Origin of the sequence: Nocardia sp. JMUB6875 (assembly GCF_041154655.1) — a bacterium.
Taxonomy (GTDB): domain Bacteria; phylum Actinomycetota; class Actinomycetes; order Mycobacteriales; family Mycobacteriaceae; genus Nocardia.
Genome location: NZ_BAAFGR010000034.1, coordinates 23,957 through 43,540, shown reverse-complemented (window position 1 = coordinate 43,540; position 19,584 = coordinate 23,957). Strand labels below are relative to the sequence as shown.

19 protein-coding genes are annotated in these 19,584 nt (G+C 67.0%); 13 read left to right on the top strand and 6 right to left on the bottom strand.

The window, feature by feature from the left end:
• Positions 1–11: 11 nt before the first annotated feature.
• The 5 genes from ACAM49_RS11460 (at position 12) to tuf (ending at position 5,285) form a co-directional block, all read left to right on the top strand.
• Positions 12–572: a DUF3558 domain-containing protein gene (locus ACAM49_RS11460; RefSeq protein WP_369635443.1), complete on the top strand. Its 561-nt coding sequence runs from the start codon at positions 12–14 to the stop codon at positions 570–572.
• A gap of 279 nt (positions 573–851) precedes the next feature.
• On the top strand, positions 852–1,226 hold the full coding sequence (rpsL, locus tag ACAM49_RS11455; protein WP_014353064.1) for a 30S ribosomal protein S12: 375 nt from the start codon (positions 852–854) through the stop codon (positions 1,224–1,226).
• Positions 1,226–1,696: a 30S ribosomal protein S7 gene (rpsG, locus tag ACAM49_RS11450; RefSeq protein WP_040813378.1), complete on the top strand. Its 471-nt coding sequence runs from the start codon at positions 1,226–1,228 to the stop codon at positions 1,694–1,696. The genes rpsL and rpsG overlap by 1 nt, the downstream gene beginning before the upstream one ends.
• A 177-nt stretch (positions 1,697–1,873) precedes the next feature.
• Positions 1,874–3,979 (top strand): elongation factor G, encoded by a 2,106-nt coding sequence (fusA, locus tag ACAM49_RS11445; protein WP_369635442.1) that lies wholly within the window; start codon positions 1,874–1,876, stop codon positions 3,977–3,979.
• Positions 3,980–4,094: 115 nt separating this feature from the next.
• A complete protein-coding gene (gene tuf, locus ACAM49_RS11440; protein ID WP_040813375.1) occupies positions 4,095–5,285 on the top strand; it encodes an elongation factor Tu in 1,191 nt (396 codons plus the stop codon).
• Between the two features lie 83 nt (positions 5,286–5,368).
• Here the strand turns inward: tuf and ACAM49_RS11435 are convergent, their stop codons facing one another.
• Genes ACAM49_RS11435 through ACAM49_RS11425 form a run of 3 tightly spaced genes read right to left on the bottom strand, consistent with a single transcriptional unit; the run spans position 5,369 to position 7,615 of the window.
• Positions 5,369–5,560 carry a hypothetical protein gene (locus ACAM49_RS11435; RefSeq protein WP_369635441.1) on the bottom strand — a complete coding sequence of 64 codons (192 nt, stop codon included), beginning with the start codon at positions 5,558–5,560 and terminating at the stop codon, positions 5,369–5,371.
• A 28-nt stretch (positions 5,561–5,588) separates the two neighbouring features.
• Entirely contained in the window at positions 5,589–6,365 is a 777-nt protein-coding gene (locus ACAM49_RS11430) for a glutamate racemase (RefSeq protein ID WP_369635440.1), read from the bottom strand.
• A 56-nt stretch (positions 6,366–6,421) separates the two neighbouring features.
• A complete protein-coding gene (locus ACAM49_RS11425; RefSeq protein ID WP_369635439.1) occupies positions 6,422–7,615 on the bottom strand; it encodes an NAD(P)/FAD-dependent oxidoreductase in 1,194 nt (397 codons plus the stop codon).
• A 157-nt stretch (positions 7,616–7,772) separates the two neighbouring features.
• On the opposite strand from ACAM49_RS11425, the gene ACAM49_RS11420 reads away from it, so the two are divergent.
• The 6 genes from ACAM49_RS11420 (at position 7,773) to ACAM49_RS11395 (ending at position 13,011) form a co-directional block, all read left to right on the top strand.
• Positions 7,773–8,123, top strand: coding sequence for an SPW repeat protein (locus ACAM49_RS11420; protein ID WP_369635438.1), 351 nt, complete (start codon positions 7,773–7,775; stop codon positions 8,121–8,123).
• A 145-nt stretch (positions 8,124–8,268) separates the two neighbouring features.
• A complete protein-coding gene (locus tag ACAM49_RS11415) occupies positions 8,269–8,883 on the top strand; it encodes a TetR/AcrR family transcriptional regulator (RefSeq protein ID WP_369635437.1) in 615 nt (204 codons plus the stop codon).
• A gap of 189 nt (positions 8,884–9,072) precedes the next feature.
• On the top strand, positions 9,073–10,218 hold the full coding sequence (locus ACAM49_RS11410) for a lipase family protein (RefSeq protein WP_369635454.1): 1,146 nt from the start codon (positions 9,073–9,075) through the stop codon (positions 10,216–10,218).
• Positions 10,219–10,342: 124 nt separating this feature from the next.
• Entirely contained in the window at positions 10,343–11,311 is a 969-nt protein-coding gene (locus ACAM49_RS11405; protein ID WP_369635436.1) for a hypothetical protein, read from the top strand.
• 57 nt (positions 11,312–11,368) lie between these two features.
• Complete coding sequence (locus ACAM49_RS11400) at positions 11,369–12,127, top strand: DNA alkylation repair protein (protein ID WP_369635435.1); 759 nt, start codon at positions 11,369–11,371, stop codon at positions 12,125–12,127.
• 302 nt (positions 12,128–12,429) lie between these two features.
• Positions 12,430–13,011 carry a transglycosylase SLT domain-containing protein gene (locus tag ACAM49_RS11395; RefSeq protein WP_369635434.1) on the top strand — a complete coding sequence of 194 codons (582 nt, stop codon included), beginning with the start codon at positions 12,430–12,432 and terminating at the stop codon, positions 13,009–13,011.
• A 56-nt stretch (positions 13,012–13,067) separates the two neighbouring features.
• On the opposite strand, the gene ACAM49_RS11390 is transcribed toward ACAM49_RS11395, so the two are convergent.
• Both ACAM49_RS11390 and mftR2 read right to left on the bottom strand, forming a co-directional pair.
• A complete protein-coding gene (locus tag ACAM49_RS11390) occupies positions 13,068–14,123 on the bottom strand; it encodes a 2Fe-2S iron-sulfur cluster-binding protein (protein WP_369635433.1) in 1,056 nt (351 codons plus the stop codon).
• 41 nt (positions 14,124–14,164) lie between these two features.
• Complete coding sequence (gene mftR2 / locus ACAM49_RS11385; RefSeq protein WP_369635432.1) at positions 14,165–14,785, bottom strand: mycofactocin system transcriptional regulator MftR2; 621 nt, start codon at positions 14,783–14,785, stop codon at positions 14,165–14,167.
• Between the two features lie 218 nt (positions 14,786–15,003).
• Between mftR2 and mftF the strand changes: the two genes are divergently transcribed.
• Positions 15,004–16,404 (top strand): mycofactocin biosynthesis glycosyltransferase MftF, encoded by a 1,401-nt coding sequence (mftF, locus tag ACAM49_RS11380; protein WP_369635431.1) that lies wholly within the window; start codon positions 15,004–15,006, stop codon positions 16,402–16,404.
• Here the strand turns inward: mftF and ACAM49_RS11375 are convergent.
• Entirely contained in the window at positions 16,401–17,669 is a 1,269-nt protein-coding gene (locus ACAM49_RS11375) for a cytochrome P450 (protein WP_369635430.1), read from the bottom strand. The two genes, mftF and ACAM49_RS11375, sit on opposite strands and share 4 nt — an antisense overlap.
• A gap of 128 nt (positions 17,670–17,797) precedes the next feature.
• Here ACAM49_RS11375 and ACAM49_RS11370 point away from each other — a divergent pair, with 128 nt between their 5' ends.
• Positions 17,798–19,150, top strand: a complete 1,353-nt coding sequence (locus tag ACAM49_RS11370; RefSeq protein ID WP_369635429.1) for a GAF domain-containing protein — start codon at positions 17,798–17,800, stop codon at positions 19,148–19,150.
• Positions 19,151–19,584: the final 434 nt, after the last annotated feature.

Sequence of the window (19,584 nt, the reverse complement as noted above, 5' to 3'; positions counted from 1 at the left end):
GGGGCACTGTGATGGGATCCAGGACCGCGGCCCTCTCGCTCGCCGCGCTCGCCCTGACCGCCACCCTGGCCGGCTGCGGCAAGACAGTGCCGGGCACCGCGCTCCCGGCGGGCGGCACCACCGGCACCGGCGGCACCACCCGGATCAACACCAACTTCGACAAGCTGCTGCGCGAATGCCAGGTGGTCGCCGTCGACGACATCGCCAAGGCGGTCGGCGACAACATGTACGTCGACCCGTCCTTCAACGGCGCGGTCTGCATGTGGAATCTCACCGGCGGCACCGCGGGCAGCGGCATGGTCACCCTCAGCTGGTACGAGGAGGGCTCGCTCAACAATGAGAAGCAGAACAACGACCGCCTCAAATATGTGAGCAACGACATAACCGTGCAGGGTCGCCGTTCGGTGGAGACGCGTCGCCCGAATGATGGGGACTCGTGTGGAGTGAGCGCACCCGCGGCGGACACCGGAATCGTGGGCTGGTGGGTCAACTATCGCGCCGGAACCCAGCACGGGGACCCCTGCGATGCGGCGCGCAAGCTGGTCGAGTTGACGTTGAACCTGGCTCGATAAGCCCTCTACCAGCCCCGCTCGAGGGACCCCGTTTTTGCCCCGAATCGAGCCTGCGGGTATCGTGGACCGCTGTGCCCGGAGCATGCGGGCAAGTTGATGTGCAGTATGTAGGCCAGCGAGAGCGGCCGGACATTTCAGCATGCCTTGAAAAAGGCCTCTGAGCTGCGCACGACACGCCCGACCTCGTGGCGACGAAATGCCACGGGATCAGGGCGGAAAGCTCGAATGACAAAGACATGAAGTTCCAGACACCTGGTTACTAATAAGGAAAGCCGGTCTATGCCAACCATCAACCAGCTGGTCCGCAAGGGTCGCCGCGACAAGGTCGCCAAGACCAAGACTGCGGCCCTCAAGGGGAGCCCGCAGCGTCGTGGCGTGTGCACCCGCGTGTACACCACGACCCCGAAGAAGCCGAACTCCGCGCTGCGTAAGGTCGCGCGTGTTCGCCTGACCAGCGCGGTCGAGGTCACGGCTTACATCCCCGGTGAAGGCCACAACCTGCAGGAGCACTCGATGGTGCTCGTCCGCGGCGGTCGTGTGAAGGACCTCCCGGGTGTGCGCTACAAGATCATCCGCGGCTCGCTCGACACCCAGGGTGTCAAGAACCGCAAGCAGGCCCGCAGCCGCTACGGCGCCAAGAAGGAGAAGAGCTAATGCCGCGTAAGGGTCCCGCTCCCAAGCGTCCCCTGATCAACGACCCGGTCTACGGCTCCCCGCTGGTGACGCAGCTGGTCAACAAGATCCTGCTGGACGGCAAGAAGTCCACCGCCGAGCGCATCGTCTACGGTGCCCTCGAGCAGGCCCGCGAGAAGACCGGCACCGACCCGGTCGTCACCCTCAAGCGCGCGCTGGACAACGTCAAGCCCGCCCTCGAGGTCAAGCCCCGTCGTGTCGGTGGCGCAACCTACCAGGTGCCGGTCGAGGTCCGTCCGGGCCGCGCCAACACCCTCGCGCTGCGCTGGCTGGTCAACTACTCCCGCGCCCGTCGCGAGAAGACCATGGTCGAGCGTCTGGCCAACGAGCTGCTGGATGCCAGCAACGGTCTCGGTGCTTCGGTGAAGCGCCGTGAGGACACCCACAAGATGGCCGAGTCGAACCGGGCCTTCGCGCACTACCGCTGGTGACCTGTGGCCCGGCCCTCCGTTCGGAAGTGCCGGGAGACGAGTCACATGTCGGGCGCGACCGCCGAGCTGCTGCAAGCGAGGCACTTTCGCGTCGCGCCCGACGTTGACACCGAGGGCTTCGGAGAACTCGAGGCCTATCCCGTTAATCCCAACTAGCTACGAGCGGGGAAGATTTCCGTGGCACAGGAAGTGCTCACCGACCTGAACAAGGTCCGCAACATCGGCATCATGGCCCACATCGATGCGGGCAAGACGACCACCACCGAACGCATCCTGTTCTACACCGGTATCACGTACAAGATCGGTGAAGTTCACGATGGCGCCGCCACCATGGACTGGATGGCGCAGGAGCAGGAACGCGGCATCACCATCACGTCCGCCGCGACGACCTGTTACTGGAACGACAACCAGATCAACATCATCGACACCCCCGGCCACGTCGACTTCACCGTCGAGGTGGAGCGTTCGCTGCGCGTGCTCGATGGCGCCGTCGCGGTGTTCGACGGTAAGGAAGGCGTCGAGCCGCAGTCCGAGCAGGTGTGGCGTCAGGCCGACAAGTACGACGTGCCGCGTATCTGCTTCGTCAACAAGATGGACAAGCTGGGCGCTGACTTCTACTTCACCGTTCAGACCATCAAGGACCGTCTGGGCGCGAAGCCGCTGGTCATCCAGCTGCCGATCGGCGCCGAGGACACCTTCGAGGGCATCGTCGACCTGGTCGAGATGAACGCCAAGGTCTGGAAGGGCGAGACCAAGCTCGGCGAGCAGTACGAGGTCGTCGAGATCCCGGCCGACCTCAAGGAGCAGGCGGAGACCTACCGCCAGGAGCTGCTCGAGACCGTCGCCGAGTCCGATGAGGCGCTGCTGGAGAAGTTCTTCGGCGGCGAGGAGCTCTCGGTCGAGGAGATCAAGGGCGCCATCCGCAAGATGACCGTCAACTCCGAGCTCTACCCGGTGCTGTGCGGTTCGGCGTTCAAGAACAAGGGCGTGCAGCCCATGCTCGACGCCGTCGTGGACTACCTGCCGTCGCCGCTGAACGTCGAGTCCGTGCAGGGCCACGTGCCCGGCAAAGAAGACGAGGTGCTGACCCGCAAGCCGTCCGCCGAGGAGCCCTTCGCGGCCCTGGCGTTCAAGATCGCGACGCACCCGTTCTTCGGCAAGCTGACCTACGTCCGTGTGTACTCCGGCAAGGTCGACTCCGGCGCCCAGGTCATCAACGCGACCAAGGGCAAGAAGGAGCGTCTGGGCAAGCTGTTCCAGATGCACTCCAACAAGGAGAACCCGGTTCCCGAGGCCGTGGCCGGCCACATCTACGCGGTCATCGGTCTGAAGGACACCACCACGGGTGACACCCTGTGCGATCCGCAGAACCAGATCGTGCTGGAGTCCATGACCTTCCCGGATCCGGTCATCGAGGTGGCCATCGAGCCGAAGACCAAGGCCGACCAGGAGAAGCTGGGCACCGCCATCCAGAAGTTCGCGGAGGAGGACCCCACCTTCAACGTGAAGCTGGATCAGGAGACCGGCCAGACCGTCATCGGCGGTATGGGCGAGCTCCAGCTCGACATCTACGTCGACCGCATGAAGCGCGAGTTCAAGGTCGAGGCCAATATCGGTAAGCCGCAGGTGGCCTACCGTGAGACCATCACCAAGCCGGTCGACAAGTACGAGTACACCCACAAGAAGCAGACCGGTGGCTCGGGCCAGTTCGCCCGCGTGATCATCGCTCTGGCTCCGCTGGGTGAGACCGAGGACGGCGCGACCTACGAGTTCGAGAACAAGGTCACCGGTGGCCGCGTTCCGCGTGAGTACATCCCCTCGGTCGACGCGGGTATCCAGGACGCCATGCAGTACGGCGTGCTGGCCGGCTTCCCGCTGGTGAACGTGAAGGCTTCGCTGCTCGACGGCGCCTACCACGAGGTCGACTCCTCGGAAATGGCGTTCAAGATCGCCGGCGCGATGGCCCTCAAGGAAGCGGCTCGCAAGGCCGGTCCGGTGATCCTCGAGCCGCTGATGGCGGTCGAGGTCACCACGCCCGAGGACTACATGGGCGAAGTGATCGGCGACCTGAACTCCCGCCGTGGCCAGATCCAGGCCATGGAGGAACGCAGTGGTGCCCGTGTCGTCAAGGCGCTGGTTCCGCTCTCGGAGATGTTCGGCTACATCGGTGACCTGCGGTCGAAGACCCAGGGCCGGGCCAACTTCTCCATGGTGTTCAATTCGTACGCGGAGGTTCCGGCCAACGTGTCGAAGGAGATCATCGCCAAGGCGACCGGCGAGTAATTCGCTGTCGGGGCGGATTTGCGAGAATTCGCCCCGAGTGGTCGTCGATCGACCCCCAGTAATACAAACCGCACTGCTGCAAAAAGCACGCACTAACTAGTCCAGGAGGACAACAGTGGCGAAGGCGAAGTTCGAGCGGACGAAGCCCCACGTCAACATCGGCACCATTGGTCACGTCGACCACGGCAAGACCACGCTGACCGCGGCGATCACCAAGGTGCTGGCTGACAAGTACCCGGACCTGAACGCGGCCTTCGCGTTCGACCAGATCGACAAGGCGCCGGAGGAGAAGGCTCGTGGTATCACGATCAACATCTCCCACGTCGAGTACCAGACCGAGAAGCGCCACTACGCGCACGTCGACGCCCCCGGTCACGCGGACTACATCAAGAACATGATCACCGGTGCCGCCCAGATGGACGGCGCGATCCTGGTCGTGGCCGCCACCGACGGCCCGATGCCGCAGACCCGTGAGCACGTGCTGCTCGCCCGCCAGGTCGGCGTTCCCTACATCCTGGTCGCGCTGAACAAGTCCGACATGGTCGACGACGAGGAAATCCTCGAGCTCGTCGAGATGGAGGTCCGCGAACTGCTGGCTTCGCAGGAGTTCGACGAGGATGCCCCCGTCGTGCGCGTCTCCGGCCTGAAGGCCCTCGAGGGTGACGAGAAGTGGGCGCAGTCCGTTCTCGACCTGATGAACGCCGTCGACGAGTCGATCCCGGACCCGGTCCGTGAGACCGACAAGCCCTTCCTGATGCCGATCGAGGACGTCTTCACGATCACCGGTCGTGGCACCGTCGTCACCGGTCGTATCGAGCGCGGCATCATCAACGTGAACGAGGAAGTCGAGATCGTCGGCATCCGTGAGAAGGTCACCAAGACCACCATCACGGGCATCGAGATGTTCCGCAAGCTCCTCGACAACGGCCAGGCGGGCGACAACGTCGGTCTGCTGGTCCGTGGTATCAAGCGCGAAGATGTCGAGCGTGGCCAGGTCGTCGTGAAGCCGGGCACCACCACCCCGCACACCGAGTTCGAGGGCCAGGCGTACATCCTGTCGAAGGACGAGGGCGGCCGCCACACCCCGTTCTTCAACAACTACCGCCCGCAGTTCTACTTCCGTACCACCGACGTGACCGGCGTCGTGACCCTCCCCGAGGGCACCGAGATGGTCATGCCGGGCGACAACACCGAGATGAGCGTCAAGCTGATCCAGCCGGTCGCCATGGACGAGGGCCTGCGTTTCGCGATCCGTGAGGGTGGCCGCACCGTCGGTGCCGGTCGCGTCACCAAGATCATCAAGTGATTTCCTGAATCACCTGGTGATTCCTTGAATCGCTAGCAAGCGGCGTCGCTCCGAAAGGAGCGGCGCCGCTTGTGTTTTCGGGGCTATTTCGCGCTCTCGCCGTTCTCGTCGATCCAGTCGGTGACAGCGGTGCCCGAGACCATGCCGTCGCTGCCGGGCAGCACGCTCGGCTGCCGCTCGTCCTTGTAGCTCTCGGCCATGCGGCGGGCCTGGGCGCGATGCTCGTCGGTCACCTCGGGCTCGGGGGTGACAGAGGGTTCTTCTTTCGCGGTCATGTCGCAGACCTGCCCGGCACGGCCGGAATCAAACGTCGAGGCCTGCCGGGATCGCGCCCAGTATCCGGCCGGACTCGAAAGCGGCTGCGGCGGGCGGCAATTCGCCGGATCGGCCGCTCGCCATGACGCGGACGCCACCGCTGCCCGCGCTCGGGCGGCCCAGCGCGTCCAGGCGGCGCAGGGTCTGGCCCGCAACGGCTTCCGCGCTGTCGAAGACGCGGACACCGGCCGGCAGCGCGGCCAGGATGTCGTCGAGGACGAGCGGATAGTGGGTGCACCCCAGTACGATGCCCTCGGTATCGGCGGGGGTGCGCGCGGCCGCGTCGGCGATGGCCTCGGCGATGACCGGCAGATCCCCGCGGTCGATGGCATCGGCCAGACCATGGCACGCGACCCCGGTGATATCGGCGTCCCCGCCGAAGCGGGCGATCAGGTCGGCCTGGTAGGCGCTGGCGGTGGTGGCCGCCGTCGCCCAGACGGCGACCTTCCGGCAAGCGGCCGCCGCGGGTTTGATGGCTGGCACGGTGCCGATCACGGGCACACCGGGGCCGACCATGGCGCGGACGTGTTCGAGGGCGGTGACGCTGGCCGTATTGCACGGCAGCACAATGACTTCCGCGCCCTCGCGCAGGGCGAGGCGCGCGGTGTCCAGTACCCGGTCGATGACCCACTGCTCCGGTTTCGGCCCCCACGGCGCGCCGTCGGGATCATTGAGCAGCAGCAGGTCGAGATCGGGCCGCAGCTTCCGCAACCAGGCGGCCGTGGGCAGCAGCCCCAGTCCGGAGTCGATGAGCGCGACGATCACACCTAGCACGGTAATGAAGACCCCGGCGATATCGCGAACCGCGGGGTCGATACCGCTCAGCCGACGGCTGTGGGCTTCAGGTTCGCCGCGAGCTCGGCGCGGGCCTTCATGACCTTGCCGACCATGCTCGCGCCCACCACGGCGACCAGTTGCCCCGCGCGCAGGTAGTGGGCGAGGAACTTGCGCCCCTTGTCCTCCACCACGCGGATCTCGTCGGCCAGCGCCGGGATGCCGAGCACCTGAATCTTCATGTCGTACTGGTCGCTCCAGACGTACGGCACCTGGACGTCTGCGCTCGGCTCGGTGCCGAGCAGCGCGGCCGCCAGCGTCTGCGCCTGCTCACCCGCATTGGTCCAGTGCTCGACGCGCTTGGAGCGCCCGCTGACGTGCGGCCACGCGGCCACGTCGCCGACGGCCCAGACCCCGGGCACCGAGGTACGCCCGGTCTCGTCGGTCAGCACACCGCCGCCCTCGCCGGGTGCGGCGAGCGGAATGCCGGAGTCGGCCAGCCAGTCGGTGACCGGCACCGAGCCGATGCCGATCACCACCAGATCGGCGTCGAGGACGCGGCCATCGGACAGGCGCACGCCGCTGACCGAATCACCGTCGGTAACAAGCGATTCCATGCCGACGCCGCAGCACACCTCGGTACCCTCCGACTCGTGCAATCGGGTCACCAGCGCGCCGATCTCCGGGCCGAGCGCGGCGTACAGGGGAGTGGGTTGCGGCTCGACGATGGTCACGTCCAGACCGCGCGCCCGGAAGCTCGCCGCGAGTTCGCAGCCGATGAACCCCGCGCCCACGATTACGGCCTTGCGTGCACCAGCGAGGTGTTCGCGCAGCCGGGCGGCGTCGTCGTGCGAGCGCAGCACGTGCACCCCGGAAACCTCGGGCAGTCCCGGGATGCGCCGCGGCCGCAAACCCGTGGCGATCACCAGCGCGTCGTAACCCAGCTCGGTGCCGTCGGAGAGCCGGACCCGTCGCGCGGTGGTGTCGACCCCGGTGGCGGAGACGCCCAGCCGTAGCCGAATCCGCTCCTCCGTGTAGAACTCCGCGGGCCGCAACGCGGTGTCGTCGGTCTCGCCGCGCACGTACTGCTTGGACAGCGGCGGGCGGTCGTAAGGCGCTCGGTTCTCATCGCCGAGCAGGGTGATCTCGCCCGGGCAACCCGCACGTCGCAGCTCTTCGGCGGTGCGGAGTCCCGCCAGCCCCGCACCAACTATTAGAACGTGTTCTACCGAGTCCGACATGCGGTAACCATATCGGTTCCCGCGCTCGCGCATCGATGTGTCGCGCGTCACACCCGAACTGCGGCCGAAGCGTATCCGAGCATTGATTGATCGGGCGGTCAATCAGGAATACAACGAAAGCAGAACATATTCCCTCGCCTTTCAAAGGAGGCATTCCATGTTCACCGTGAGTCGCGCCGAGCAGGCCGTAACCGTCGTGCTGGGCGCAGTCGCCGCGCTGTCCCCGATCTGGGTGGCGCACAGCAACCGCGCATTGTGGACCCTCGTGGTGCTCGGCGTGCTGATCGCACTCGCGGGCCTGTCTCAGCTCGCCGACCGGGCCAGCTCCTGGACCGGCCGCGCGCTCGGCGTGCTGGGTGTCCTGATGTTCATCTCCCCGTGGGTGATGAACTTCCACTCCTACAGCAACGCCTCCTGGGTTGCGTGGATCGTGGGTGCGTTGACGGTGGTGGTCGCGTTGGCCGAGATGCCCGAGGTTTCGGGTCGTTTCGGCGCCGCGGCGCACTGACCGATACCGGGCACGCCGGCCTCGGGACCCCTGTGACCGCGGGAGCGTCCCGAGGCCGGCGTATCCGCGCGTTATGCTTGTCGTCTACGTCCGCCCGACCGGTGGCGGAAGCCTCCGCTCGTGAGCGTGAGGAGGAAGTCGAGCAGTGCCCACATCACGGCGTCGTCGCAGCAAGAAGACCGACGGGGATGCTCGCCGGCTCATCCTCGATGCTGCCGAAAGGCTCTTCGCGGCAAACGGATTCGACGCGACCCCCACCGCATCCATCGCCGAGGCGGCCGGGGTGCCGAAGGGCCTGGTCTTCTATTACTTCCCCACCAAGGGCGCGATTCTCTCGGCCCTGATGGAGGAGCGGGTCCCGCCGCAGCCGCTCGATGACATCGAATCCGTGGTGGTCCCAGGCGATCCCGCCAAGAGCCTGGTCAATATGGATGCCGCGCTGAATCTGCGCGACAACCACTCCTCGGTGCTGCGGGTGATCATGTGGCGCGAGGCCGACACCCATCCGGATGTGCGGAAACAATTGCGCCGCATGCGTGATCAGCTGCTCGACGCGACCGCGTGGGTGCTGGCGGCGAGCACGCCCACCCCGGTGCAGCCCGGGACGCTGCGGGCCTGCGCGGCGGCGTGGGTGTCGGCCATGCTGGCCATCGCGAGCACCGATCGGCTGCACGCCCTGGACGGGGTGCCGCTGCCGACGGCCGACGAGATCATGAACGTGGCCCAGGTGGTCGCGGCGGGCATGACCCAGATGGGCTGAGCCCGGCGGCAATTCGTCGGCCGAAATGTTTGCTGGCGTGTCGCTATTTCTTCTTCACGAATCCCGAACGACACTCGTCATGGGTTAAGCATGTGATTTTCACTGCGAAGATCGTGGAGGAACCTGGTGAAGGCCAAATGGTTGCTGCGTGCGCTCGGAATCCCGGCGACGGGTCTGGCCCTGGCCGGTATGACGCCTGCGGCACAGGCGGATCCGGTTTATCCCGCGCCCGATCCCGATCCGTTCTACGCGCAACCGGCCGATCTCGCCGACCGCTCTCCCGGCGACGTACTCGCGGTGCGGCCCATGCCGCCGCTGCCGATCTTCCCGGACACCACGGTGACCCTGGTGAAGTTCCGGTCCACGAATTCGCAGGGCGGCCCGATCGCCGCGGTCACCACCGTGCTCACTCCGCGTGAGCATCAAAAGGACGGCCCGCTGCTGTCCTATCAGCACATCATCAACGGCCTCGGCGCCGAATGCGCGGTATCGCGGGTGCTGTACACCAGCGATCCGAATCTGTATGTGAAGGAGGCCGTCGCGCTGAACGGCGCGCTGCGGCGCGGCTGGTCGGTGGCGCTGCCGGATCACCTCGGTCCGAATTCCGCCTATGGCGCGGCCAAATTGGGCGGGCAGATCACCCTGGACGGCATTCGCGCGGCCCAGCGCCTGCCCGAACTGGGTTTGGGCAACAGCCCGGTCGCCATGGCCGGATACTCCGGCGGCGGCATGGCGACCGCCTGGGCGGCGGCGCTCGCACCCCGCTACGCGCCGGAGCTGAAGCTCGCGGGCGCGGCCGCCGGCGGGGTCCCGATGAACCTGGTGAAGATGGTGAACTCCCTGGGCCTGCAGCCGCATCCGGCGTTCGGGCTGGCCATGGCGGCGGCGATCGGCCTGGAGCGCGAGTATCCGGATCGGCTGCCGATCAGCACCCAGATGAATCCGGCGGGCCTGGCCGCCCGCAATGCCATGGCCAATGGCTGCACCAACGAGATCATGGCGATCGGCGCGGGCCACAGCGCCCGCGAATTCGCCGCCAGCACTTCGATGATCGACGATCCCACCGTGCTGGCGGTGCTGGAGGAGAACAGCCTGGAGCTCTACGACGGGGTGCCGAATATCCCGGTCTTCGAATGGCATTCGCCGAGTGATCCGCTGATTCCGGTGGACGCCATCGTGAATACCGACCGCCGCTATTGCGCGGCCGGGGTGCGACTGGACATGGATATGAATCCGTCGCCGGAGCATCTGTCCGCGGCGGTGCTGGGCCTGCCGGACGCCTTCGCCTGGGTCGACGCCCGCCTGCGCGGCGAACCCGCGCCGTCCAACTGCTGAGATCCGCGACCGCGTCAATGCCCCAATACCCTTGATCGTGTATCGCTTTCACGGTGTGCGCTGCCGTGCCAGGAATCGCGGCCCGACTCGCCTCCGATAGCGCGGCCCGGTAAGAATGGCGGCCATGGATGCCGATTTCACTGCCGGTCCGGGAGATTCGCGCCCCGCGCGCCAGCCGGGCTACCGCCTCACCCACCCGGACACCGCCTCGCCGGGCACCTCGCCGAACCCGGTGCTCACCGGCATCGATACCGGCAGCCACGGTGGCCTGGGCCGCAATGGCCAGGACGTGCAGTCGGTGCAGTGGTCCTCCGCGCCCGTAACCCTGCGCAGCGCACCGGAATCCGACGCGCTGCCGCGCCGGCTGGCCCCGGATCTGCCGCAGCGCACCGCGGATCCGGAGGCGGTGGCCGCGCGCCTGGCCGCCGATGAGCCGTTCGCGGCCCGCATCACGACCGATATCGACGCGTACGCCGCGCCCGCCACCAACGGGGAACCGTTCACGGCGCAGCCCGCCACCAACGGCTCGCCTTTCGCCACTCGCACCACCGCGCAGGAAGATATCTTCGGCGCGAGCCCGGTCATCGAGGAGCCCGTCGTCTCCCGCCGCTACGCCCCGGACCCCGAGCCGGTCCGGACCGAGCACCCCGTCCGGCTGGAGAGCATGGAGGCCGTGGCCGCTTCGCTGCGCGAGAGCGTCCAGGAGGTCCCGAGCGAGCCCGCTCCGGCCCCCGCGCCCAAGGCCCCGTCGCGCCGCCGCGCGGCCGCCGAGCCGGAACCGGTTGTGGCACAGCAGGAATCGACCCAGCGCGAGTCGAAGCCGGCCCCTCGCGAGTCGAAGTCCGCCGAGTTCCGCACCAGCGACGCCACCATCGAACTGCACCACATCATGCGATTGCTCACGGCCAGCCACGATCTCGACGAGGCCGCCAAGGCCGCCGAAAACGGCGAGATCACCGTCGCCGAATTGGCCCAGGCCGCCCGCCGCACTCGCGCGGCCGCCGTGGATATCGTCGCGGCTTGGTACGGCGGCTCGGACCACATGCGGAAATTCGGCGAAGTGCTGTTACAGGCCGCGGCTGAAACCGCTTGATACCGATCTAGGATTCGATCAGAAAGGACTCTCCGACCCACGAACGCGGGAGGCGCGATGAGCGGTACCGGCGTGACGGCGAAAGACCTGACGGCGGCCGCGGTGCAGGCGGAATTGGCGGGGCTCGCCGATCCGGCCGATGCCGTGCATCTGCAGCGGTTTTTCAAGACGGGGCCCGGGGAGTACGGGGAGGGTGATGTTTTTCTCGGCGTCCGGGTTCCGCAGACCCGGAAGGCCGTGAAACGTTTTGCGGGCATGCCGCTTTCGGAGATCGACAAGCTGCTGGATTCGCCGGTGCACGAACACCGGCTGGCCGGGCTGGTGATTCTGAATGGCGAGATGGCGAAGGCGTCTCGCAAACGCGGGGGCGACGAGGCGCGGCAGCGCGAAATCGTCGATCTGTATCTGGCCGCCGTGCGGCGCGGGCGGGTGAACAACTGGGATCTGGTCGATGGTTCGGCCGAGTTCATTCTCGGGCCGTGGTTCGCCGAGCGCCCCCGCGATCTGCTCTACGAATTCGCGGCGGCGGATTCACTGTGGGAACGGCGGGTGGCGCTGCTCACCACTTTCGCCTTCATCAAGCAGGGCGATACCGCGACCACACTCGATCTGTGTGAGCGACTCCTCTCCGATCGCCGGGATCTGATTCAGAAGGCGCTGGGCTGGATGCTGCGGGAGATCGGCAAACGGGTGGATGCCGCGATTCTCACCGGATTTCTGGACGCGCACGCGGCGGATATGGGCCGCACGGCATTGAGTTACGCGACCGAACATCTGACCCCTGAGCAGCGGATTCATTACCGCGCGCAGCGCTGAAATCGGCGCTGCCGGATTGCTGTGACATACCGCTCGGCCTTGTAGAACCGACTGTTCACCCTGTGTTCAGTTTACGTTAACCTAGCGCAATCATTCTGTTATCCGTCGGCGACGGCCGATACCAGCTCGAAACGAGCCGGTACCCCTCGCGCGGAGACCGCCACCCTTGGGCGAGAGCGCGATCGAACGGTGTTTGCTCGGAAATTCCCGAGTCCCGTTCGCCCACAATGCACATCAATCCATGCAGTGCGTCGGCGGATTCCCCCGGGATGCCGTCGTGGTCAGCGCTGCGCCGTGTCGCCATGCCTTTGAAAAAACTGATCTCCCAGCCCAAGGTCGCCGTCGCTCTCGCACTGGCCGCCACCGCCATGGTCGCCGCCTCCGGCACCGCCTCCGCCGACGTCATCAATGGCGTCCCGCCGGAGTTCCAGGCCACCGCCCAGCAGGTGCAGCAGCAGGCCGTCCAGATCAATGACGGGCTGCCCGCGCCGCAGCAGGACCAGATCCGCCAGTGGGTCGAGACCCTGCCCGCGCCGTTCAACCAGCTGCTGCCCCCGACCTTCGCCAACGACCTCGACGGCTGGATCAAGAACGCGCTGTACGTGATGAACCAGCACGGCATCCCGGGCAGCTACGACGGCATCTTCCGCAATATCCAGCGCGAGTCCGGCGGCAACCCGCAGGCCATCAACCTCTACGACTCGAATGCCGCCGCCGGCATTCCGTCCAAGGGCCTGCTCCAGGTGATCGACCCGACCTTCCAGGCGTACCACGTCGACGGCACCTCGTGGGATATCTACGATCCGGTCGCGAATATCGCCGCGGCCTGCAACTACGCGGCCCACCGCTACGGCTCGATCGACAACGTCTTCGGCGCCTACTGACCGAAAAGAATGCGCCCGCCGCGTGTCAACGCGGCGGGCGCACTTCGCTTTTCGAGTCAGAACTGGATCTTCAGGTGATCCGTGACCGGCCGCGCCTGGCAGCCCAGGATGTAGCCGTTCGCGATGTCCTCGGGATCGAGAATTTCCGCGTTCTCCATTTCGACCGCACCCTCGAGCACCGTGCACGCGCACGATCCGCATTCGCCCTCGAGGCAGGAATACGGCACGTCGATGCCCTTCGACAGCATGATGTCGACCAGCGTCTGACTGCGCGGCCACGTCAATTCGTGCGTCTCGCCGTCCAATTCGACTTCGACGCTGGCGGCGTCGGCGGCCTCTTCCGCGGTGATCTCGGTCGGCGCGACCTCGGCGAACGGGTCGCCGGACAGCGAGTTGAACACCTCGGCGTGCGTCCGGTTGCGCGGCATGCCGAGCTGGCCGAGCGCGTCGTGGACCCGGTCCATGAACGGCTTGGGCCCGCACATGAACGCCTCGTAGGAGGTGTAGGGCGCGACCAGGGTGGCCAGCGCATCGGCGGTGGGCAGCCCCTGCAGGTGCTCGAGCCAGTGGATGACGACCAGCCGCTGCGGGTGCTTGTCGGCGAGTTCGCGCAGTTCGCCCGCGAAGATGACGGACTCGTGGTCGCGGTTGGCGTATACCACGACGATGCGCCCGTTGCCGCGCGAGAGCGCCGACTTGAGGATGGACATCACCGGGGTGACGCCGCTGCCCGCCGCGAAGAGCAGCAGGTCCTCGTCGAGGTTCTTGGGCGTGAAGACGCCCGACGGCGGCAGCACCTCGAGGGTGTCGCCGGCTTTCACGTTGTCGCACACCCAGTTCGAGGCGTAGCCGTCGGCGGTGCGCTTGACGGTCACCTTCGGCTTGTCGTCGGTGTGGGGCGAGCTGGCCAGCGAGTAGCAGCGGGCGACGGACCCGGTGAGGTCGCTGGGGATGCGCAGCGTCAGGAACTGGCCGGGCGAGTAGGCGAAGCGCTCACGCAGGTCCTCGGGCACGTCGAATACCAGCGAGCAGGAGTCGGCCGTCTCGTTGATGACCGCGGAGACCCGCAGCACGGCCGATCGCGAGCTGTGCGGTACGTCGACGGTGGTCATAGTGTCCTCTCGAACCGAAACTAGAACGTGTTCTAGTTTCACTATACGGTGCTGTCGCGCTGCCGGACAAGCTGGGCCTCGAGGCCCGCGATCAGCACGTCCATCGAGAAGTCGTACGAGTATCTCCCGCGCAGATCGCCCAGGTGCTTGGTGGCGCGCTCCACTGCTTCCGGGAGTACCCGATCCACCAAGGCATTACGGTCGCGCGGGTTCACCTTCGACCGGCCGAACAGGTAGGTGTGGATGGTGGCGTAGGCGGAGAGCACATTGCGCTCGTCGAATCCGGCGTCGAAGAGGATTTCCATCACGGCGGCGATGAGATCGAGCTGTTTGCCCAGCATCTGCTCGATGAGAACATCGCCGAGACCGGGATGTTTGCGCAATTTCTCGTCGATCTGGTCGATCAGATCGCGCAACCGCATTTGCCACGTACCGAATTCGGGTGGGGGCTTGCGCACTCCGGTGAGCGCGGCGGTGGCGACCAGATCGAGTAGCTCGCGCTTGTCGGCGACGTAGTAATAGGGGGCCATCGGAGAAACTCCGAGTTCGCGGGAGAGCCGGCGCATGGACAGCTTCTCCACGCCGTCCTGCCGGACCACCCGCAGGGCGGCCTCGACGATCTCGGATTCCGAGAGGGTGTTGCCGCCCCCACTTGTCTGCATGCGCCCGACTCCCATACCGCCTCGACCACTATGAGGACGCGATGCCGTCCCCGACCTGTTCAACCGCCAATTTTCCTCACGCAGTGTAGAGGGATCGATACACCACTGGTCGAGCTACGGTCCGACGCGAACCCGTGCGATGAGAAGTAGCGGGCAAATTCCGCACTGCCAGCGTGGCAATCATCATTGCTACTGGTGTGCTGACTTAGCATTCGGGAATGCGCCATGATCGCCTTCCCGATGGTTTCGGGGTGCGAATCGATCCCAAGGTGCGCACTTATTCCGGTGGACGGCTCCTGGTCGGCGGCACGCCGACGAGGTTGCTACGGCTCGCGCCGGAAGCTGCGGCCTTGATCGGTGACGGCTACCTCGAGGTGACCGACCCCGCGTCGGCTCGGGTTGCCAGACGTCTTCTGGATTCCGGCGTGGCCAATCCGCGCCCGCGGCTGCTGCCGTCGCTGGAGGACGTCACCGTGATCGTGCCGGTGCACAACAACGCCCCCGAGCTCTCGCGGCTGCTGTCGGCGCTGCGCGGGCACACCGTGATCGTGGTGGACGACGGATCGGACGCGCCGGTGCGGATTCCGGAGTCGCGCGGCAACCGCTGCCGGATCACCGTGCTGCGCCGGGACCGACGGCACGGCGTGGCCGCTGCCCGCAATTACGGATTGCGGGCGGCGTCAACCGAATTCGTGGCCTTTCTGGACCCGGACGTGGTGCCCCGCACCGGCTGGCTCGAGGTCATGCTCGGTCACTTCAGCGATCCCAAGGTGGCGCTGGTCGCCCCGCGCATCCTGGCCATGGATCCGGATTCGACGCTGCTGGCCCGCTACGAGCACACCCGCGGCTCGGTGCACCGCGGCCGCCGCGAGTCGGCGGTGCACGCGCACGGCCCGGTGCCCTACGTGCCGAGTTCGGCGGTGCTGGTGCGCCGCCTGGCCCTACTGGCGGAGGGCGGTTTCGACGAGTCCATGGCCGCCGGCGGCGATGTCGACCTGTGCTGGCGGCTGGACCGCGCGGGCTGGCGGCTGCGCTACGAGCCGGCCGCCCGGGTGGCGCACAGCAATCCGGTCTCGCTGCGAAAGTGGTTCGCCCACAAGGTCACCCACGGCACCGGCGTGGCCCCGCTGGCCCAGCGGCATCCGGGCCTGGCCTCGCCGCTGTCGCTACCGATCTGGACCGCCGTATCGGCCGCGCTGCTCAGCACGCTGTCCGGCTGGGGCGTGTTCGGCGGCCTGCTGACCCTGGCCGCCACGCTGATCCGATTACGCCGGGTCTTCGCCGGGCTCGACAATCCGACGCGGGTGGCCGCCATCTATATGACGCGCGGATTCACCGGCGGCGTCTGGCGGCTGGCGTCGGCCATGTGCCGTCACTATTGGCCGGTCACCCTGCTGGGCATGGTGTGCTCGCGCCGGGTCCGCCATATCGCGATCACCCTGGCCATGGCCGAGGGCCTGGCCGACTGGTTCACCCATCGGGAGCCGGGCAGCCTGGATCCGGCCCGCTATGTGCTGTGCAAGCGCATGGACGATGTGGCCTACGGTGCGGGCCTGTGGTGGGGCGCGGCCCGGACCCGCAGCGCGGCGGCGCTGAAACCCACGCTGCCGCCTACCTAATCGGCGAGCAACCGGACCGGCATGTGCCGCACGCCGGTGTGCTTGTTGCTGCGGGTGTACTCGACGGTCCCGGTCAGCTCGGCACTCGCGACCCGGTCGAGCAGCGCGTCGAAGATGACCCGCATCTCCATCCGCGCCAGATTGGAGCCGAGGCAGAAATGCCCGCCGCGCCCGAACGCCAGATGCGGATTGGGCCGCCGCCCGATATCGAAGCGGTGCGGATCCTCGAACACGCTCGCGTCCCGGTTGGCGGAGGTCCACCACAGGGTCACCTTGTCCCCGGCGCGAATTCGCCGTTCGCCCAGCATCGTGTCGCGGGTGGCGGTACGCCGGTTGTAGGAGGTGGAGGAGGCCCAGCGCAGCATTTCCTCGACGGCCCCGTCCAATTGGGAGCGATCGGCCCGCAATGACCGCCACACCTCCGGCCGCTCGATCAGCGCCAGCATCCCGACCGCGATGGAATTGCGCGTGGTCTCGCTGCCCGCCGTCATCAAAAGGCTGAACAGCATGGCCTTTTCCATATCGGTGAGCGGCTTCCCGTCGAGGGTGGCGTGCGCGGCCAGCGACATCAGATCCTCGGCCGGATCGGCGGTCTTGGCCGCGAGCAGCCGCGCGCCGTAGGCCCGGGTCTCGGCGGTCGCGCGCCGGGTGCGCTCGGTGTCCTCGCCCAGTTCCCGATCGTCGTAGTCCAGCTTCACATTCGCCCACGCGAACAGCTGATGCCGATCCTCCTGCGGCACCCCGAGCAACTGGGCGACCGCCTGCAGCGGCAGTTCGGCGGCGAGGTCGAGCAGAAAGTCGCAGTCGCCCTTGGCCACTGCCGTATCAACGATGGTCGCGGCGCGCTGCCGCAGATCGTGCTCGATGCGCTTGAGGGTGCGCGGCGCGACGCTGGGCATGAGCAGTCGCCGCACTCCGGCGTGCCGCGGGTCGTCCATCATATTGAGCAGCACCCCGACCGCCCAGTCCGCGGGCAGATCCTCGATGAGGGTCCCGCCGCCGGCTCGCTCACCACCGGTCTCGGAGGAGTAGGTCTGCGAATCCCCGGCCACGGCAACGATGTCCGCGTAGCGGCTGACCACCCAGAATCCCTCGCCGTCCGGGGTGTGCGCGGTGGGCGGATGCCACCACACCGGTTCCCGTTCCCGGAGCCGATCGAAGTCCGCGTGCGGAAACCCATCGGCGAATCGGTCGAGGTCGGTCAGGTCGATGTCCTCCACGGCCCCACTGTGCCACGATCGAACCTCTGACTGAACAGGTTCCATTTAACTAAATGCTGCGTGGCTCACATTCCCGGTCGAGGGTGTCGCTGTGTGACCTGCCGGACAAACGTCCGGCTTCCGCCTTGAGGTCTCAGGTGTGTCGGTACTCTTTGGGGCGGAAAGAAAGGCAAATGGTCAGCAATCTCGCAGGTGGAGGCCAGCCCCACCACGGCGTCGAACCGGGCAGTCAACTCGGGGCGCTCGAAACGTATGCCGCCCAGGCGCATGGATACCTCAGCGTGGGCGGCGATCAGCTGGGGCAGCTACCGGGTTTGCTGCGGCCGATGGTCCTGGAATCATGGCTGCGCAGCGTGCGCGGTGGCGTGGATCCCATGGACGACGGTGACGGTCGGGGCCTGCGCGGCACGGATTTGGCGCGCTATCGCGACGCCCACGCCATTGCCGCGGTCATGCCGTTGGTGGACAAGCTATTACTGCGCGATGCGACCAGCACCGGACTGATCGTGGTGGTGGCCGACCAGTTCGGCCGCGTGCTCTCGGTGCACGGCAATGCCGATCGGGTGCAGGCCGCCGCGGAGGCGGGCCTGCGCGAGGGCAATGACCTGAGCGAGCGCCGCGTCGGCACCAATGCCGTCGGCCTGGTGGTGCGCACCGGCCGCGCGGCCTGGATCCACGGGCCCGAGCACTTCCTGCACCGCATGCACCAGATCACGGGAGCCGCTGCGCCGGTGCACGATCCGGACGGCCGCCTGGTCGGCGTGCTGATGATCGCGGGCGGGGTGCGGGTGGCGCGCCCGGAGATCCTGGCGCTGGTGAAGGCGGCGGCCACGGCCGCGGAGATGGATCTGCTGCTGGCCGCGGTGCGTTCGGGCCAGGACCGGCGCGCGCACGCCGACGCCCCGGAGCCCGAGCGGCTCGGGCTCGAGGTGCTGGGCCTGGGGCAGCCGCAGCTGACCGTGGCGGGGGAGCGAGTTCCCTTGTCGCAGCGGCACGCCGAGATCCTGCTGCTGCTGGCCGAGCACACCGAGGGCCTGTCGGCCGATCACCTGGCGCTGCTGCTCGACGACGCCGATCTGGACAACGCCACCATTCGCGCGGCCATGTCGCGGCTGCGGTCGGTGGTCGGCTCGAATGTGTTCGGTTCGCGCCCCTACCGTTTGCGCGTTCCGATCGCCACGGATGTGGAGGCGCTGCGCGCCGCACTGGATTCCGGCGACGTGGATACCGCCGTGCGGCTGTACGCGGGCCCGGTGCTGCCGCGCTCGACCGCGCCGGGAGTTATAGACATTCGCGATGAATTGCGAGTTCGCCTGCGCACCGCCGTCTTACGGTCGGGCGACACTTCGGTGCTGAGCCGGTGGACCGCCGGTGCCGAGGGGCGTGACGATGCGGCCGCGTGGGCGGCCTATCGCGCCACCGTTGATCGGGAGTCTCCGCTGTACGCGCAGATCGAGGCCAAGATCCGCGTGCTCGATCGGCGCATGGGCGCCGATGCAACGCAGTTGCAACGTTTCGACTCATAGTCTCCACATCCGAAAGTGCGGTCTGTCACACCGCCGCCTTGTCATGTGGTCGTACCCACATTCATCGCGATCTTCGCGTCGGCTCCGCGCCCAACTAGACGCTCGTCCAACTTTTTTTCGGGAAAAAGTTCCTTTTTATTGTGTAAACGCCTAGTGTCCACATGCATGAACGGCATCCATGTGATGCAGGTGACAGTTGGAGGAGATCGGCAGCAGGACACCAGCGGATGCGATGACCCGGAGGCACTCGCATCCCGGCCGGCGAGCCAGTAGGCCCGGCCGCTTCGAGCACTAGTTGGATCACACGCGCGGTCGCGTCATAGCGATGACGGCCTGCGCATTCGTCGAATCACCCAGGGCGGTGCGAACTTTCGCGGCCTGGCGCGCCCTCGTACAGCGGGCGCACCCCAGGTCTATTTCGCGATGCCCCGAAA

Excerpts from the sequence above, each read along its gene's own strand:
- rpsL (WP_014353064.1), top strand. The coding sequence starts at position 852 with ATGCCAACCATCAACCAGCTGGTCCGCAAGGGTCGCCGCGACAAGGTC.
- ACAM49_RS11375 (WP_369635430.1), bottom strand. The coding sequence starts at position 17,669 with ATGGAACCTGTTCAGTCAGAGGTTCGATCGTGGCACAGTGGGGCCGTG.
- ACAM49_RS11420 (WP_369635438.1), top strand. The coding sequence starts at position 7,773 with ATGTTCACCGTGAGTCGCGCCGAGCAGGCCGTAACCGTCGTGCTGGGC.
- ACAM49_RS11390 (WP_369635433.1), bottom strand. The coding sequence starts at position 14,123 with ATGACCACCGTCGACGTACCGCACAGCTCGCGATCGGCCGTGCTGCGG.
- ACAM49_RS11400 (WP_369635435.1), top strand. The coding sequence starts at position 11,369 with ATGAGCGGTACCGGCGTGACGGCGAAAGACCTGACGGCGGCCGCGGTG.
- ACAM49_RS11410 (WP_369635454.1), top strand. The coding sequence starts at position 9,073 with ATGACGCCTGCGGCACAGGCGGATCCGGTTTATCCCGCGCCCGATCCC.
- rpsG (WP_040813378.1), top strand. The coding sequence starts at position 1,226 with ATGCCGCGTAAGGGTCCCGCTCCCAAGCGTCCCCTGATCAACGACCCG.
- ACAM49_RS11395 (WP_369635434.1), top strand. The coding sequence starts at position 12,430 with ATGCCTTTGAAAAAACTGATCTCCCAGCCCAAGGTCGCCGTCGCTCTC.
- mftF (WP_369635431.1), top strand. The coding sequence starts at position 15,004 with ATGCGCCATGATCGCCTTCCCGATGGTTTCGGGGTGCGAATCGATCCC.
- ACAM49_RS11460 (WP_369635443.1), top strand. The coding sequence starts at position 12 with ATGGGATCCAGGACCGCGGCCCTCTCGCTCGCCGCGCTCGCCCTGACC.
- ACAM49_RS11435 (WP_369635441.1), bottom strand. The coding sequence starts at position 5,560 with ATGACCGCGAAAGAAGAACCCTCTGTCACCCCCGAGCCCGAGGTGACC.
- ACAM49_RS11405 (WP_369635436.1), top strand. The coding sequence starts at position 10,343 with ATGGATGCCGATTTCACTGCCGGTCCGGGAGATTCGCGCCCCGCGCGC.
- ACAM49_RS11370 (WP_369635429.1), top strand. The coding sequence starts at position 17,798 with ATGGTCAGCAATCTCGCAGGTGGAGGCCAGCCCCACCACGGCGTCGAA.
- ACAM49_RS11425 (WP_369635439.1), bottom strand. The coding sequence starts at position 7,615 with ATGTCGGACTCGGTAGAACACGTTCTAATAGTTGGTGCGGGGCTGGCG.
- mftR2 (WP_369635432.1), bottom strand. The coding sequence starts at position 14,785 with ATGCAGACAAGTGGGGGCGGCAACACCCTCTCGGAATCCGAGATCGTC.